This is a genomic window from Streptomyces sp. NPDC039480, assembly GCF_055597165.1.
Window position 1 is genome coordinate 40,624 of sequence record NZ_JBVITX010000009.1, and the last position, 15,237, is coordinate 55,860.

The 15,237-nt window shown below is 70.0% G+C and carries 15 protein-coding genes and 2 tRNA genes; 6 read left to right on the top strand and 11 right to left on the bottom strand.

The genetic code is table 11. From position 1 onward, the window contains the following. Nucleotides 1–67: 67 nt before the first annotated feature. A complete protein-coding gene (locus ACZ56E_RS26320) occupies nucleotides 68–901 on the bottom strand; it encodes a DUF8083 family protein (RefSeq protein WP_471217855.1) in 834 nt (277 codons plus the stop codon). 152 nt (nucleotides 902–1,053) lie between these two features. Between ACZ56E_RS26320 and ACZ56E_RS26325 the strand changes: the two genes are divergently transcribed. Both ACZ56E_RS26325 and ACZ56E_RS26330 read left to right on the top strand, forming a co-directional pair. Beyond that, nucleotides 1,054–2,130, top strand: a complete 1,077-nt coding sequence (locus ACZ56E_RS26325; RefSeq protein WP_398301528.1) for a Leu/Phe/Val dehydrogenase — start codon at nucleotides 1,054–1,056, stop codon at nucleotides 2,128–2,130. A 296-nt stretch (nucleotides 2,131–2,426) separates the two neighbouring features. Further along, nucleotides 2,427–2,684, top strand: a complete 258-nt coding sequence (locus tag ACZ56E_RS26330) for a DUF3073 domain-containing protein (protein WP_344522176.1) — start codon at nucleotides 2,427–2,429, stop codon at nucleotides 2,682–2,684. 116 nt (nucleotides 2,685–2,800) lie between these two features. On the opposite strand, the gene purM is transcribed toward ACZ56E_RS26330, so the two are convergent. Then, nucleotides 2,801–3,874, bottom strand: coding sequence for a phosphoribosylformylglycinamidine cyclo-ligase (gene purM, locus ACZ56E_RS26335; RefSeq protein ID WP_471217859.1), 1,074 nt, complete (start codon nucleotides 3,872–3,874; stop codon nucleotides 2,801–2,803). Between the two features lie 36 nt (nucleotides 3,875–3,910). Continuing rightward, complete coding sequence (gene purF / locus ACZ56E_RS26340) at nucleotides 3,911–5,437, bottom strand: amidophosphoribosyltransferase (protein WP_398301532.1); 1,527 nt, start codon at nucleotides 5,435–5,437, stop codon at nucleotides 3,911–3,913. 230 nt (nucleotides 5,438–5,667) lie between these two features. On the opposite strand from purF, the gene ACZ56E_RS26345 reads away from it, so the two are divergent. After that, nucleotides 5,668–7,128, top strand: coding sequence for a sulfatase family protein (locus ACZ56E_RS26345; RefSeq protein ID WP_471217862.1), 1,461 nt, complete (start codon nucleotides 5,668–5,670; stop codon nucleotides 7,126–7,128). An 18-nt stretch (nucleotides 7,129–7,146) separates the two neighbouring features. Here the strand turns inward: ACZ56E_RS26345 and ACZ56E_RS26350 are convergent, their stop codons facing one another. The 8 genes from ACZ56E_RS26350 to purS all read right to left on the bottom strand — a co-directional run bounded on the left by ACZ56E_RS26350 (nucleotide 7,147) and on the right by purS (nucleotide 14,226). Next, complete coding sequence (locus ACZ56E_RS26350) at nucleotides 7,147–8,004, bottom strand: META domain-containing protein (protein WP_471217864.1); 858 nt, start codon at nucleotides 8,002–8,004, stop codon at nucleotides 7,147–7,149. A gap of 55 nt (nucleotides 8,005–8,059) precedes the next feature. Then, nucleotides 8,060–8,860: a maleylpyruvate isomerase family mycothiol-dependent enzyme gene (locus ACZ56E_RS26355; protein WP_468606963.1), complete on the bottom strand. Its 801-nt coding sequence runs from the start codon at nucleotides 8,858–8,860 to the stop codon at nucleotides 8,060–8,062. Between the two features lie 10 nt (nucleotides 8,861–8,870). Further along, entirely contained in the window at nucleotides 8,871–9,509 is a 639-nt protein-coding gene (locus ACZ56E_RS26360) for a TetR/AcrR family transcriptional regulator (RefSeq protein WP_471217866.1), read from the bottom strand. Nucleotides 9,510–9,514: 5 nt separating this feature from the next. Further along, nucleotides 9,515–10,354 (bottom strand): M23 family metallopeptidase, encoded by an 840-nt coding sequence (locus tag ACZ56E_RS26365; RefSeq protein ID WP_471217869.1) that lies wholly within the window; start codon nucleotides 10,352–10,354, stop codon nucleotides 9,515–9,517. Between the two features lie 52 nt (nucleotides 10,355–10,406). Beyond that, nucleotides 10,407–10,913 (bottom strand): ArsR/SmtB family transcription factor, encoded by a 507-nt coding sequence (locus ACZ56E_RS26370; RefSeq protein WP_471217871.1) that lies wholly within the window; start codon nucleotides 10,911–10,913, stop codon nucleotides 10,407–10,409. Between the two features lie 108 nt (nucleotides 10,914–11,021). Continuing rightward, on the bottom strand, nucleotides 11,022–13,271 hold the full coding sequence (gene purL / locus ACZ56E_RS26375; RefSeq protein ID WP_471217874.1) for a phosphoribosylformylglycinamidine synthase subunit PurL: 2,250 nt from the start codon (nucleotides 13,269–13,271) through the stop codon (nucleotides 11,022–11,024). After that, nucleotides 13,268–13,948 (bottom strand): phosphoribosylformylglycinamidine synthase subunit PurQ, encoded by a 681-nt coding sequence (gene purQ, locus ACZ56E_RS26380; RefSeq protein WP_468606973.1) that lies wholly within the window; start codon nucleotides 13,946–13,948, stop codon nucleotides 13,268–13,270. Before purQ ends, purL begins: the two co-directional genes overlap by 4 nt. Beyond that, a complete protein-coding gene (gene purS, locus ACZ56E_RS26385; protein ID WP_468606975.1) occupies nucleotides 13,945–14,226 on the bottom strand; it encodes a phosphoribosylformylglycinamidine synthase subunit PurS in 282 nt (93 codons plus the stop codon). The genes purQ and purS overlap by 4 nt, the downstream gene beginning before the upstream one ends. 319 nt (nucleotides 14,227–14,545) lie before the next feature. Here purS and ACZ56E_RS26390 point away from each other — a divergent pair, with 319 nt between their 5' ends. From ACZ56E_RS26390 to ACZ56E_RS26400, 3 genes are all read left to right on the top strand, one after another. Beyond that, entirely contained in the window at nucleotides 14,546–14,863 is a 318-nt protein-coding gene (locus ACZ56E_RS26390) for a histone-like nucleoid-structuring protein Lsr2 (protein ID WP_468606977.1), read from the top strand. A gap of 123 nt (nucleotides 14,864–14,986) precedes the next feature. Then, a tRNA-Gly gene (locus tag ACZ56E_RS26395) sits at nucleotides 14,987–15,058 on the top strand. A 79-nt stretch (nucleotides 15,059–15,137) separates the two neighbouring features. Then, nucleotides 15,138–15,213 (top strand) — tRNA-Gly (locus ACZ56E_RS26400). Nucleotides 15,214–15,237 lie beyond the last annotated feature (24 nt).

Consider the following 15,237-nt stretch of genomic DNA (forward strand, 5'->3'; position numbering starts at 1 on the left):
GGCAAAGGCCCGTATCGGGACCTACGTCCCGGGACCCTGAAGGGCGACGACGGAAGGGAGCCGGACCTCAGTTCGCGAACTGAAGATCCCGGACCGCCCGCCACCGCTCCACGAGCCTCGCATACGCCTCGCCGGCCGCCTCGCCGTCGCCGTCGCGCAGCGCCTCGATCCCCTCGGCCACGTCCGCCGCCGAGTGGTCCTCGCCGAGCTCGTCGGCCGGCACCGCGTGCACGAGGCCTCCGTAGTCGAGCTCGACCAGAGAGCGCGGGTGGAACTCCTCCAGCCAGCGGCCGACGTCCATGAGCCCGTCGATGAGCGGCCCCTCGCCCAGCGTCTCCCGCAGCGTCTTCAGGCCGCGCGCGACCCGGCGCCGCGCCTGCACCATCGGGGTGCGGTAGCGGAGCACGGGCGGGTCGGCCTTCGCGTGGTTCCGCTCCTCGTCGGAGAAGAGCACGAACCAGTGCAGCGGCACCTGCCACGTCGACGTACGGATCCAGGGGCGCGCGTCGGGGTTGCGGGCCAGCCACTGTTCGTAGTCCGCGGCCGTCTGGCGGCGCAGCACCGGCGGGAGCACCGCGTCCAGGACCGGCGCGGGCAGCTGCCCGGCCAGCTCCCCCATGGCCTGCCAGCCGCGCAGCCGGGTCCGCCAGGGGCAGACGCACAGCACCCCGTCGGCCTCCACGACGAACGCGTCGCCGCTCTCGTGCACCGGCACGGGCACCGGCGGCGTGGGCACCAGGTCGGCGAGCGAGCGGCGGAGCTCGTCCTGGTAGGAGGGCAGGTCGGGGCGGCGGGCGTAGCGCGCCCAGTGGCCGCGCTCCGGTTCGGGGAAGGCGGCCAGCGGCTCGTACACACGCAGATAGGACGCGTACGGGACCGTCACCGATGACACCTTGGGCACGGCTGCTCTCTCCCCCACGGGTGAACTCGAAAACGTGATCCTCGACTCCGGGCGGTCAAGGTCGGTGGACAGCCTTTAGTCTCATGCCCATCGGGCCCCGCCACCCGCACGGGAGCCCGCCCAACCGCGCCACTTGACCGGGAGTCACCACAGTGACCGAAGCAGACAACGGCGTCCTGCACACCCTGTTCCACTCGGACCAGGGAGGCCACGAGCAAGTAGTGCTCTGCCAGGACCGTGCCAGCGGCCTCAAGGCCGTCATCGCCATCCACAGCACCGCCCTGGGCCCCGCCCTCGGCGGCACCCGCTTCTATCCGTACGCGACCGAGGAAGAGGCCGTCGCCGACGTCCTGAACCTGTCGCGCGGGATGTCGTACAAGAACGCCATGGCCGGCCTCGACCACGGCGGCGGCAAGGCCGTGATCATCGGCGACCCCGAGCAGATCAAGAGCGAGGACCTGCTCCTCGCCTTCGGCCGCTTCGTCGCCTCGCTCGGCGGCCGCTACGTGACGGCCTGCGACGTCGGTACGTACGTCGCGGACATGGACGTCGTCGCACGCGAATGCCGCTGGACCACCGGGCGCTCCCCGGAGAACGGCGGCGCGGGCGACTCCTCCGTGCTCACCGCCTTCGGTGTCTTCCAGGGCATGCGCGCCAGCGCCGAGCACCTGTGGGGCGACCCCTCGCTGCGCGGCCGCAAGGTCGGTGTCGCGGGCGTCGGCAAGGTGGGCCACCACCTCGTCGAGCACCTCCTGGAGGACGGCGCCGACGTCGTGATCACGGATGTCCGCGAGGAGTCGGTGAACCGGATCACCCACAAGCACCCGTCGGTGACGGCGGTGGCGGACACCGAGGCGCTCATCCGTACCGAAGGCCTCGACATCTACGCGCCCTGCGCGCTCGGCGGCGCGCTCGACGACGACTCCGTGCCGGTCCTCACCGCGAAGGTGGTGTGCGGCGCCGCCAACAACCAGCTGGCGCACCCGGGCGTCGAGAAGGACCTCGCCGACCGGTCGATCCTCTACGCGCCGGACTACGTGGTGAACGCCGGCGGCGTCATCCAGGTCGCCGACGAGCTGCGCGGCTTCGACTTCGACCGGTGCAAGGCGAAGGCGTCGAAGATCTTCGACACCACGCTCGCCATATTCGCTCGCGCAAAGGAAGACGGCATTCCGCCGGCTGCCGCGGCCGACAGGATCGCCGAACAGCGGATGTCCGACGCGCGCTGAAAGGGCGTGTGAGGACGTGCCACAGGGCCCCGTCGACGTACTGGGAGAGACAAGACTCACCCCCGTCGGCGGGTCGCCCGGCAAGAAGAGGTTAAAATCGCAGTTGACCAGCGAGGACGGGGCTCCTCGAAGGTTGTGCGCCGAGGCGCGTCCTGCGGGCGACGTACCGTATGGCCGCAGGAGCAGGTACCGTGGAAGCCCTACGGACCGGTCTCTCCACGGAGAGTCCGTTCCAGATCATGAACGCGTGTCAAGACTCTGGGGCCGTCGAGCCCCGTATCCGAGGGGGTCGAGCCATGGGGCGCGGCCGGGCAAAGGCCAAGCAGACGAAGGTCGCCCGCCAGCTGAAGTACAGCAGCGGCGGGACTGACCTGTCGCGTCTGGCCAATGAGCTGGGCGCTTCGACTTCGCAACAGCCGCCGAATGGCGAGCCGTTCGAAGACGACGACGAGGAAGACGACCCGTACGCCCAGTACGCGGATCTGTATAACGACGACGAGGACGACGACTCTGCTGAAGAGTCCGGCCCCTCGTCTCAGCGCCGCGGCGCTTGACCTCGTTGCTTACGCACTATTTATTGCCTAGGCAGTATTCGCAGTTCTCATAGCAACTGCACTTCACCCGGTCCGGGGGCACCACCCCGGGCCGGGTTTTGTGCTGCTCGCGCTTCCTACTTCGCGTAGTCACCGATGAGCTCGGCGCCGGTCGCGTGGTCGCCGCGGTCGGTGATCTCTCCGGCGACCCAGGCCTCCACGCCGCGGTCGGCGAGGGTGGTGAGCGCCGCGTCCGCCGACTCCTCGGGGACGATCGCGATCATGCCGACGCCCATGTTCAGCGTCTTCTCCAGTTCGAGGCGCTCGACCTTGCCCTGCTTGCCGACCACGTCGAAGACCGCGCCCGGCGTCCATGTCTCGCGGTCGACGATCGCGTGCAGGCCGTCCGGGATCACCCGGGCGAGGTTCGCCGCGAGGCCGCCGCCCGTGATGTGGCTGAAGGCGTGGACGTCGGTGGTGCGGGTGAGCGCCAGGCAGTCCAGGGAGTAGATCTTGGTGGGCTCCAGGAGCTCCTCGCCGAGCGTGCGGCCGAACTCCTCGACCTGGCGGTCCAGGGCCCATCCCGCGCGGTCGAAGACCACATGCCGGACGAGCGAGTACCCGTTCGAGTGAAGACCCGAGGCTGCCATGGCGATGACCGCGTCACCCTTACGGATGCGATCCGGGCCGAGCAGGCGGTCGGCCTCGACCGCGCCCGTGCCGGCGCCCGCGACGTCGAAGTCGTCCGGGCCGAGGAGGCCCGGGTGCTCCGCCGTCTCGCCGCCGACGAGTGAGCAGCCCGCGAGGACACAGCCCTCGGCGATGCCCTTGACGATGGCGGCGACGCGCTCGGGGTGGACCTTGCCGACGCAGATGTAGTCGGTCATGAAGAGCGGCTCGGCGCCGCACACGACGATGTCGTCCATGACCATCGCGACGAGGTCGTGGCCGATGGTGTCGTACACGCCCATCTGCCGGGCGACGTCGACCTTCGTGCCGACGCCGTCGGTCGCGGAGGCGAGCAGGGGGCGCTCGAAACGCTTGAGCGCGGAGGCGTCGAAGAGCCCGGCGAAGCCGCCGAGGCCGCCGAGGCCCGCGACCTCGGGACGCTGGGTCTTCTTGACCCACTCCTTCATCAGCTCGACGGCGCGGTCGCCCGCCTCGATGTCGACGCCCGCGCTTGCGTAGCTGGCACCAGTGGTCTCAGACATGACGGTGAGAACTTTCGTGTCGTACTGCGTGGGGTCTTACGGGCGACGGATCGCGTCGGCGGCGGCGGTGCTCGCCGGGCCCGCGGCCAGTTCCGTCTCCAGGAGCTGCTTGCCGAGCAGCTCGGGGTCGGGCAGGTCCATCGGGTACTCGCCGTCGAAGCAGGCGCGGCAGAGGTTCGGCTTGTCGATGGTCGTGGCCTCGATCATGCCGTCGATGGAGATGTACGAGAGGGAGTCGGCGCCGAGCGAGGTGCCGATCTCCTCGATGGTCATGCCGTTGGCGATGAGCTCGGCGCGGGTCGCGAAGTCGATGCCGAAGAAGCACGGCCACTTCACGGGCGGGGACGAGATCCGGATGTGGACCTCGGCGGCGCCGGCCTCGCGGAGCATCTTGACCAGGGCGCGCTGGGTGTTGCCGCGGACGATCGAGTCGTCGACGACCACCAGCTTCTTGCCCTTGATGACTTCCTTGAGGGGGTTCAGCTTGAGACGGATGCCGAGCTGGCGGATCGTCTGCGAGGGCTGGATGAAGGTGCGGCCGACATAGGCGTTCTTCACCAGGCCGGCGCCGAAGGGGATGCCGGAGGCTTCCGCGTACCCGATCGCGGCGGGGGTGCCGGATTCGGGCGTCGCTATGACGAGGTCGGCCTCGACGGGAGCTTCCTCGGCGAGTTTCCGGCCCATCTCGACCCGCGAGAGGTAGACGTTCCGGCCCGCGATGTCCGTGTCGGGGCGCGCGAGGTAGACGTACTCGAAGACACAGCCCTTGGGCTTCGCTTCCGCGAATCGGGACGTTCGCAGTCCGTTCTCGTCGATCGCGATGAACTCGCCGGGCTCGATCTCCCGGACATAGCTGGCGCCGCAGATGTCGAGCGCGGCGGACTCCGACGCGACGACCCAGCCGCGCTCCAGGCGGCCGAGGACCAGCGGGCGGATGCCCTGCGGGTCACGGGCCGCGTACAGCGTGCCCTCGTCCATGAAGATGAGGGAGAAGGCGCCCTGAACCTGCGGGAGGATCTTCATGGCGGCGTCTTCGATGGTCAGCGGCTTGCCGTCGTCGTCCACCTGACCTGCGAGGAGAGCCGTCACCAGGTCGGTGTCGTTGGTCGCGGCGACCTGGGTCGCGCGGCCGTTCTCCTTCGGCAGTTCGGCGACCAGCTCGGCGAGCTGGGCCGTGTTGACGAGGTTGCCGTTGTGCCCGAGCGCGATGGAGCCGTGCGCGGTGGCACGGAACGTCGGCTGGGCGTTCTCCCAGACGGAGGCTCCGGTGGTCGAGTAGCGGGCGTGACCGACCGCGATATGACCCTGGAGCGAGCCGAGAGAGGTTTCGTCGAAGACCTGGGAAACGAGGCCCATGTCCTTGAAGACGAGGATCTGGGAGCCGTTGCTGACCGCGATTCCCGCGGATTCCTGGCCCCGATGCTGGAGGGCGTAGAGCCCGAAGTACGTGAGCTTTGCGACCTCTTCGCCCGGAGCCCAGACACCGAAGACGCCGCAAGCGTCCTGGGGGCCCTTCTCGCCGGGAAGCAGATCGTGATTGAGTCGACCGTCACCACGTGGCACGCCACCGAGTGTAGGCGAGATCGACCACTGGTCCGAATTGGGGATACGGCCCCTGCACGGAGGGTGAGCGCGGCCCGTCGCCGTGGCCCTCGCAGCCGCTCCGCATCGCTTGTGCGTCAGGCGTACGACAGGGCTGTGAACTGCGACGACGGCTTTGTGAACAGGGGCGGGAGTGCGTTGACGCCCGTTCCGGCACCCCGCGAGGCTCCTGATCCATGCAGCCTCATGGATTGTCACGGTCTTCCCGGTTGTCCCGGCGCTCCTTCACCGGCGGAGTGGCGGGCGCCGCCGTCGGCGTGGGCGCGGTGGGCGCCGCGACGCGGGCCGACGCCGCGCCCGGCGCCCCTGCCGAGGCCTCCGCCACGGCCTCCTCCGCCACCCCCGCCGAGCGGCCCTTCGCCGCCGCGCACGGGCGGCACTCCCGGCGGCCCAACATCCTCTTCATCCTCGGCGACGACCTCGGCTGGGCCGATCTCTCCTCCTACGGGTCGCCGCACATAAAGACCCCCCATCTGGACCGCCTCGCCCGCCAGGGCGTGCGGTTCACGGACGCCTACTCCGGTTCCGCGACCTGCTCGCCGACCCGCTTCAGCCTGTACACGGGGCGCTTCCCCGGGCGTACGAAGGGCGGGCTCGCGGAGCCGATCGCCGACAGGTCCGTGGGCCTCGACCCGACCCACCCCACGCTCGCCTCGCTGCTTCGCGACGCCGGATACGCGACCGCGCTGATCGGCAAGTGGCACTGCGGCTATCTGCCCGACTACTCCCCCACCCGGTCGGGCTGGGACGAGTTCTTCGGGAACTTCGGCGGGGCCTTGGAGTACTACTCGAAACTCGGGCTCGGCGGGGAGTACGACCTCTACGAGGGCCGCGTGCGGGAGGGCGATGCCGAGTACAAGGACCTGCGGTATTACACGCGTGTTCTCACCGAGCGGGCGAGCGCGTACGTCCGGCGGGACCACGGCGGGCGGCCCTGGCTGCTCAACCTCAACTTCACGACCCCGCACTGGCCGTGGATCGCGGACGGGGACGAGGAGGGGAGCGCCGAGATCGTGCGGCGGATCAAGGCGGGCGACAAGGGCGCGCTCCGCCACCAGGACGGCGGCTCCGTGGAGAAGTACACGGAGATGGTCGAGGACTTGGACCGCTCGATCGGCGAAGTGCTGCGCGCGCTGCGGAAGTCCGGGCAGGAGCGGGACACGCTGGTGTTCTTCGCCTCCGACAACGGCGGTGAGCGCTTCTCGTACAACTGGCCGCTGTCCGGCAACAAGGGCTCGCTGAAGGAGGGCGGCATCCGCGTGCCGACCATCGTGCGGTGGCCGGCGCGGCTCGACGGCGGGCAGGTCAGCGACGAGCCCGTCTACACGCCGGACTGGACGGCGACGCTCCTGGACGTCGCCGGGGCCCGGCCGCACCCGGCGTATCCGCTGGACGGGACGAGCCTCGCCCCCTACCTCCTGCAGGGGAAGGCCGTCGCGGAACGCGAGCTGTTCTGGCGGGTGCGCGGGGAGCGGGCGCTGCGCCGCGGGAAGTGGAAGTACTACCGCGGCAAGGGCGGCGCGGACCAGCTCTTCGACCTCGCGGCCGACCGGCGTGAGCAGGCCGACCGGGCCGCGGGCGAGCCGGAGCTCCTGGCCGAGCTGCGGGCGGCGTGGGAGCGGACGGACGGGGAGCTGCTGGCGTACGGCTGACGCTCCGGTGCCGTACCGCTACTTCGCCGGCTTCTCGGCTCCCTCACGGTCCGCGCTCGCGCCGATCACCGTGCCGTCGGCGGCGGTGATCTTCAGGGTGCCCTGCTTCACCTCGTAGCGTGCCGTGCCGTCGAAGAGCTTCAGGAGCTTGCGTTCCGTGGTCATCGCCTCGCCCGGGCACAGCTTCCGGGTGGTGGCGGGGGCGCCGAAGGTGATGCGGCCGTCCTTCGCCTCGGCCTTGGCGGTGACGGAGTTGCAGCCGAGGTTGCCGCGGACCTTGCCGTCGTCGCCGAAGGTCAGGTGGACCTTGTCGGCCACGTCCTTCGGCAGGGAGGCGGTGGTCTTCGCGTCGCCGACGGAGTTCACCGTCCACCTGGTGCCGGTGAGCGGGGCGTCGGGCTCGGCGGGCTGCGAGGTGAAGGCCACACGGTCTCCCTTGGCGGTGGTGAGGGTCATGCGGTCGCCGGCGACCTTCGCGGTGAACTTCTCCTTGCCGAGGGCGCGCAGGGCGTTCTTCTCGAATGTCATGCGGCCGTCGTCCGCGCAGGCCCGCTTCGTCGTCAGGGGCTGCCCGAACTCCACGGTCTCGCCCTTGATCGTCACGTCGGCGCCGACCGAGTTGCAGCCGAAGCTGCCGCCGGCCCGCCCGTCCTCGCCGATCTTGAGGTAGGCGTTCCCCGGCGCGTCGTGTTTCTTGCCGTCCAGGGTGAGGCTCTCGACGGTCCAGCGGACGCCGGTGAGAGCCGCCTCGCTCTCCACGGAACGGCCGCCGGAGTCGCCTTCGGAGCCGGCCCCGGACTCGGTGCCGCATGCGGTGAGCAGCAGCCCGGCGGAGGTCAGCGCGGTCAGGGTGAGGGTCAGTCGCTGCGTGTGCATGACGATGTGACGGGACAAGTGGGGGAGTCGGTTCCATCACCCCCACCGGCCGCGGCTAGCCCATGATCGGCAGCAGGTCCGACAGATCCGCCCGCTCTCCGCTCGCGCTGACCTTCGCCGCGTCCAGGGCGCTCGCCCAGTCCGTGCGGCCGGTCGCGAGGCGGATCCAGGTGAGCGGGTCGGTCTCGACGACGTTGGGCGGGGTGCCGCGGGTGTGCCGGGGGCCCGCCACGCACTGCACGACCGCGTACGGCGGGACGCGCACCTCGGTCGACGCGCCCGGCGCCTTCACCGCGAGGGCGTCCGCGAGCAGCCGGGCGCAGGCGGCCAGGGCCTGGCGGTCGTACGGGACGTCGAGGCCCGGCACCGCGTCGTTCAAGTCGTCCGTGTGGACGGTGAGTTCGACGGTCCGGGTGACGAGGAAGTCGCCGAGGGTCATGGCGCCGAAGCGGGAGGGCACCAGGCGCTCGTCGGGCGCGGCGGCCAGGGACTCCTCGATGCCGGCGAGCGTGCGCGTGAACAGGTCGTCGAGGTCGGCGCCCGCGCTCTCGGCGATGGCGCGGGTGTCCTCGTCGACCTGGGCCGCGGCGGTGACGGTCGCGAACGGCCAGTCCATGAGCGGGACTTCGTGCTTCTCCGGCTCGGGCAGGCCCAGATAGCGGTGGACGGTGCCGAGGACCATCGCGAGGTGGGCCGCCAGTTCGTGCACGGTCCAGTCGCCGAGCCGGGTGGGGCGGGCCAGCTGCTCGGGGGTGAGGGTGTGCACCGCGTCCCGTACGTTGCCGAACTGGGCGAGGACGGCGGTGCGGATCTTGGCGGAGTCGTACGAACGCGTGCGCTTCTTGGCCGGTGGCATGGGGCCGAGCCTAAGCGTTTTCGGGGTACCCCTGAAGTCCCTTTTCCACCAGATCGAAGGCGCGCTCGGCGGCCTCGGCGCAGTCCTTCGCGATCTCGTCGATCGGGTCGCCGGCGAGGGTGCGCTCGTGGTTCTCCATGATGAGGGCGTTCCGGGCGCCGATCAGCTGGGCGGCGGCGACCCGCGCGAGGAGCATGTCGCCGGTCTCCTCCGCGAGGGCGTCCGCGAGGAGCTGGACGCTGCGCATGTGGAAGATCACCACGCGGTGCGCGAGCGTCGGTGTCTCCTTGATGAGCTGGCGCACCTTGAGGGTGCGCGGGTCGCCGCTGAGGCCGATCGACGGGTCGTGTGCCGGGATCTGCTCCAGGAACTGGCGGCGCGCCGCGGCGACCGCGGACTCGCCCGGCCGCCGCTCGCGCACCGCGCGGGCGGGGTCCGCCACGTGCTCCTCCATGGGGCCGACGAGCACGCCCTCTTTGGTACCGAAGTAGTTGAAGACGGTCATCTTCGACACGTCGGCCGCCTCGGCGATCTCCGCCACGGAGACGTGGTCGTAGCCCCGCTCGGAGCAGAGGTCCACGGCGACCTGCCAGATCCGCGCGGCGGTCTGCCGCTTCTTGCGCGCGCGCAGCCCCAGCTCCTCAGTCATGCAGGTCACGGTACCGGGGTGGCCTCTTCCCGCACGGTGAACGTCTCGCGGTTGCGGGGCACGCCGACCCCGCGCCAGCTGAACGGCACGCCCCGCGCGGTCTCCGGGTCGGGTCCGTCCATCAGCTGGAAGTGGACGTGCGGCTCGGTGGAGTTGCCGGAGTTCCCGCAGCCACCGATCCGCTGCCCGACGGTCACCTTGTCCCCCGCCCGGACGGCGAGCGATCCCCGCTGGACGTGCGCGTACAGGGCGTACGTCCCCTCGCCGAGGTCGAGCACGACGTGGTTGCCGATGACGCGGCGGGCCCCGCCGAGCGTCCTGCCGACGCCCTCGACCAGCCAGAAGTACAGCACTCCGAGAAGGGAGCTGCGGCTCAGGTGGTCGCGCTGGCCGTCCTCGGCGTGCACGACGGTCGCGTCGCCCACGGCGAGCAGGGGCGCCCCGAAGGCGGGGTAGGCCCGGCCGGACCGGGCGACGGGCCAGAACCAGACGGGGGTGGGGCGTGCGGGCCCGTCCTCCGGCTCGGCGGTGATGTCGATGGCGTACGTCTGTGCCAGGTAGTGCGTGCCGTGGCTCGGCACCTTGTCGGCGGGGCTGTTGAGCGCGGACCAGCGGCCGCCGACCGGGGGCGCGACCTCGACGGACGCCGGGGGCGCCGCCTCGATCCGTCGGCGCGCGGAGCGGGACAGCGTGGAGCTGATGGCGATCGCGGCGACCGCGGGCAGCCAGCTCAGCCAGTAGTTGTACGGCAGGTCCGTGAAGATCCTGACGACGAACTGGCCGAAGAACACGATCCACAGCACCCGATGGAGCACTGCGGCGGACTTGAGCAGGCCTATGGACATAACTCCCCCTCGTACGTACGGACATACCTGTCGAAAGCCCGGTCAGATCAGGTCAGGTCACCGGGCGTGCGGCCGTGAGCACCACCAGGAGCGGCACGACCCGGCCTGCCGGGACCTCGTACCGGCCGCGCTCCGCGGTGTGCAGCCAGCCCGCGCCGGTCAGCTGGCGCAGGTGGTGGTAGATCTGGCCGGTCGTGCCGACGTCGTCGAGCGCGGCCAGCTCGGCGGCGGTGCGCAGACCGCCGAGGATCTCCCGCAGCAGCCGCAGCCGCACGGGGTTGCCGAGGGCGGCGAACGACTCGGCGGTCTCCGACCAGTCGCCCTCGAACACGGTCTCGGTGTGCAGGCCGTACTGCCAGTCGTACCGATGTCCCGTCGGCACCCGCACCGAGCCGGTGAACAGGACGGCGCCGTCCGCCTCCTCCGTCACCGGATGCCGCGCCTTCAGCGCGTCGAGGGCCCAGAAATCGCCCTCGCCCACGGGAGGCGCGGCCGGGCCCACGCTCTCCAACTCCGCCATCCGCCGTTCGAGCTCGGCGACACGCTCTTCAAGATCCACGATTACGAGCTTACGTAGTTACGTAATTTCTGGCAACCGGGAAACGCCGAAAACGCCGACAGCCCCCGCCCGGACCAGGTCCGGGCGGGGGCTGTCGGCGAAGGTGGGTCAGGCGAAGAGCCCCGGCAGGGTCCCCTCGTGGGCCGCGCGCAGCTCGCTCAGCGGCAGCGTGAACTCGCCCTGCACGTCGACGGCGTCACCGTCGACGACACCGATGCGCCGCACGGGCAGACCCCGCGCCCCGCACATGTCGGTGAACCGCAGCTCCTCGCTCCGCGGCACCGAGACGACCGCGCGCCCCGCCGACTCGGAGAAGAGGAAGGTGAACGCGTCCAGGCCGTCCGGCACGACGAGCCGGGCACCGCGGCCGCCCCGCAGGCAGGACTCGGTGACGGCCTGCACGAGACCGCCGTCCGACAGGTCGTGCGCGGCGTCGATCATGCCGTCGCGCGAGGCGGAGATGAGGATCTCGCCGAGCAGCTTCTCGCGCGCCAGGTCGACCTTGGGCGGAAGCCCGCCGAGGTGTCCGTGGACCACCTGCGACCAGGCCGAGCCGCCGAACTCCTCGTGCGTCTCGCCGAGCAGGTAGAGGAGCTGGCCCTCTTCCTTGAACGCCATCGGCGTGCGCCGCGCCACGTCGTCGATCACACCGAGGACGGCGACGACCGGCGTCGGGTGGATCGCCGCCTCGCCGGTCTGGTTGTAGAGCGAGACGTTGCCGCCGGTGACCGGGGTGCCGAGCTCGAGGCAGCCGTCCGCGAGACCGCGGACGGCCTCGGCGAACTGCCACATGACGTCCGGGTCCTCGGGCGAACCGAAGTTGAGGCAGTCCGAGATCGCCAGGGGCTTGGCGCCGGAGGCGGCCACATTGCGGTACGACTCGGCGAGCGCGAGCTGCGCGCCCGTGTACGGGTCGAGCTTCGCGAACCGGCCGTTGCCGTCGGTGGCGATGGCGACGCCGAGGCCCGTCTCCTCGTTGATCCGGATCATCCCGGAGTCCTCGGGCTGGGCGAGCACGGTGTTGCCCTGCACGAAGCGGTCGTACTGGTCGGTGACCCAGGACTTGGCGGCCTGGTTCGGCGCGGCGACGAGCTTGAGGACCTGCTCGCGCAGCTCGTCAGGGTTCGCCGGGCGGGCCAGCTTGTTCGCGTCGTCGGCCTGGAGGGCGTCCTGCCAGGACGGGCGGGCGTACGGCCGCTCGTAGACCGGGCCGTCGTGCGCGACCGTGCGCGGGTCGACGTCGACGATCTTCTCGCCGTGCCAGAAGATCTCCAGGCGGTCGCCGTCGGTCACCTCACCGACGACGGTGGCGATGACGTCCCACTTGTCGCAGATCTCCAGGAAGCGGTCGACCTTGTCGGGCTCGACCACGGCACACATGCGTTCCTGCGACTCACTCATGAGGATCTCCTCGGGAGTGAGCGTGGAGTCGCGCAGCGGCACGTCGTCGAGCTCGACGCGCATGCCGCCGGAGCCGTTGGACGCCAACTCGCTGGTGGCGCAGGAGAGTCCGGCCGCGCCCAGGTCCTGGATGCCGACGACGAGCTTCTCGGCGAAGGCCTCCAGGGTGCACTCGATGAGGAGCTTCTCCTGGAAGGGGTCGCCGACCTGGACGGCTGGGCGCTTGCTCGGCTTCGTCTCGTCGAAGGTCTCGGAGGCCAGGATCGAGGCGCCGCCGATGCCGTCGCCGCCGGTGCGGGCGCCGTAGAGGATGACCTTGTTGCCGGGGCCGGACGCCTTGGCGAGGTGGATGTCCTCGTGCCGCATGACGCCGATCGCACCGGCGTTGACCAGCGGGTTGCCCTGGTAGCAGGCGTCGAAGACGAGCTCGCCGCCGATGTTCGGCAGGCCGAGGCAGTTGCCGTAGCCGCCGATGCCCGCGACTACTCCGGGGAGCACGCGCTTGGTGTCGGGGTGGTTCGCGTCGCCCATGCGCAGCGGGTCCACGACCGCGACCGGGCGGGCGCCCATCGCGATGATGTCGCGGACGATGCCGCCGACGCCGGTGGCCGCGCCCTGGTAGGGCTCGACGTACGACGGGTGGTTGTGGGACTCGACCTTGAAGGTGACCGCGTAGCCCTGGCCGACGTCGACGACGCCGGCGTTCTCACCGATGCCGACGAGCATGGCGTCGTTCTCCGGCACCTTCTCGCCGAACTGCCGCAGGTGGACCTTGCTGCTCTTGTACGAGCAGTGCTCGGACCACATGACGGAGTACATGGCGAGCTCGGCGCCGGTCGGGCGGCGGCCGAGGATCTCGCGGACGCGCTCGTACTCGTCCTCCTTCAGGCCCAGCTCGGCCCAGGGCAGCTTGACGTCGGGCGTCTCGGCCGCGTGCTTGACGGTGTCCAGAGTCATGCGTTGACCAGCTTCTTCAGGATCGAGGTGAAGAATCCGAGGCCGTCGGTGCGGCCGGTCCCGACCAGCGGCTCCACGGCGTGCTCGGGGTGCGGCATGAGGCCGACCACGTTGCCCGCCTCGTTGGTGATGCCGGCGATGTCACGGAGCGAGCCGTTCGGATTGCCGTCCAGGTACCGGAAGGCGACGCGGCCCTCGGCCTCCAGCATGTCCAGGGTCCGCTCGTCGGCGGTGTACTGCCCGTCGATGTTCTTGAGCGGGATCCGGATCTCCTGCCCTGCCGTGTAGTCGGCGGTCCAGGCGGTCCCGGCGTTCTCCACGCGCAGCCGCTGCTCGCGGCAGATGAAGTGCAGGTGGTTGTTGCGCAGCATCGCGCCGGGCAGGAGGTGCGTCTCGGTGAGCACCTGGAAGCCGTTGCAGATGCCGAGGACCGGCATCCCCGCCTTGGCCTGCTCGATGACGGACTCCATCACCGGCGAGAAACGGGAGATGGCGCCGGCCCGCAGATAGTCGCCGTAGGAGAACCCGCCGGGCAGCACCACGGCGTCGACCTGCTTGAGGTCCTTGTCCTTGTGCCACAGCGGCACGGCTTCGGCGCCGGCCACACGGACGGCACGCTGGGTGTCGCGGTCGTCGAGGGTTCCCGGGAAAGTGACGACTCCAATTCGAGCAGTCACTTCGCGGCCTCCTCGGCCTTCTGCGTCTGCTGGTCTTCTTCGACCTTTACGACGAAGTCCTCGATCACGGTGTTGGCGAGGAAGGTTTCCGCCAACTCGTGGATACGGGCGAGGGCCGTCCCGTCGACCGGCCCGTCCACCTCGAGTTCGAAGCGCTTTCCCTGACGTACGTCGGAGATGCCCTGGAAACCGAGGCGCGGCAGTGCACGCTGCACCGCCTGGCCCTGGGGGTCGAGGATCTCCGGCTTGAGCATGACGTCGACTACGACGCGTGCCACTGGCACTCCCGGTGTGTGGTGCTGGCGTGTGCTGCTTGCGATGTGCTGAGCAGGTTCCTTCAGACTACCGGCACAAAATTTCTACTCGCGTAGATTCGTAGCAACCTACGAGATGACGGTCACGTTCCGGGGTGCAAGCAGGTTTCGAACCGAGAACCTTCACGATGAATCCATGAAAGATCTAGCCCCGCAATGCGCCAATACAATGCCGGGCACTGTACAAAGGAATTGGCAATAGCCGATACTTTGCCCAAAACATCCGTGCAGTCGGCATCACCGCATGTCAACGCGGTAGAGCCGCGCGAAGGGACCGATATTCGTGGCGCAACGTGTCGTGGTCACTCTCTTTGACGACATCGACGGCGGGGAAGCGGCGGAAACGGTCGCGTTCGGTCTTGACGGCAAGTCGTACGAGATCGACCTCAATCAAACCAATGCCAAGAAACTGCGCACGGCTCTGGCGCCGTACCTGGAGGCCGCCCGCAAGCAGTCGAAGTCCGGAGCCGTCTTCCGGCACACGGCGGTCTCCCCCGACCCGTCGGCGGTCCGCGCCTGGGCGCGCTCGCACCAGATGAACGTCCCGCCCCGCGGCCGCATCCCCAAGAAGGTCTACGAGGCCTTCGAAGCGGCCAACTGAGCACCGGCCGCACGCCGTCCGGAGCCCCTCGCCGGCACCGACTTGCGCTGCACCCCTCCCGGTCGGCTAAAGTCTGGAGCACGCCGAGGGGCGAGGCCGCAGGGCCGGACCTCACGGAGTCTTGCGGGTGTAGTTCAGTAGTAGAACATCCCCCTTCCAGGGGGAAGGCGCAGTGTGCAATTCCTGTCACCCGCTCTGCATCGCTCACCGACCGGTCCGCCGGTTGCGGTAAGCTGGTGCCCGCGCCGGTCGGTGAAAGCCGATCGGAGGCAATGCGAACGTAGCTCAGTTGGTAGAGCGCAACCTTGCCAAGGTTGAGGTCGCGAGTTCGAACCTCGTCGTTCGCTCCATGTGAGAGGCCCCGGTCCATGTGA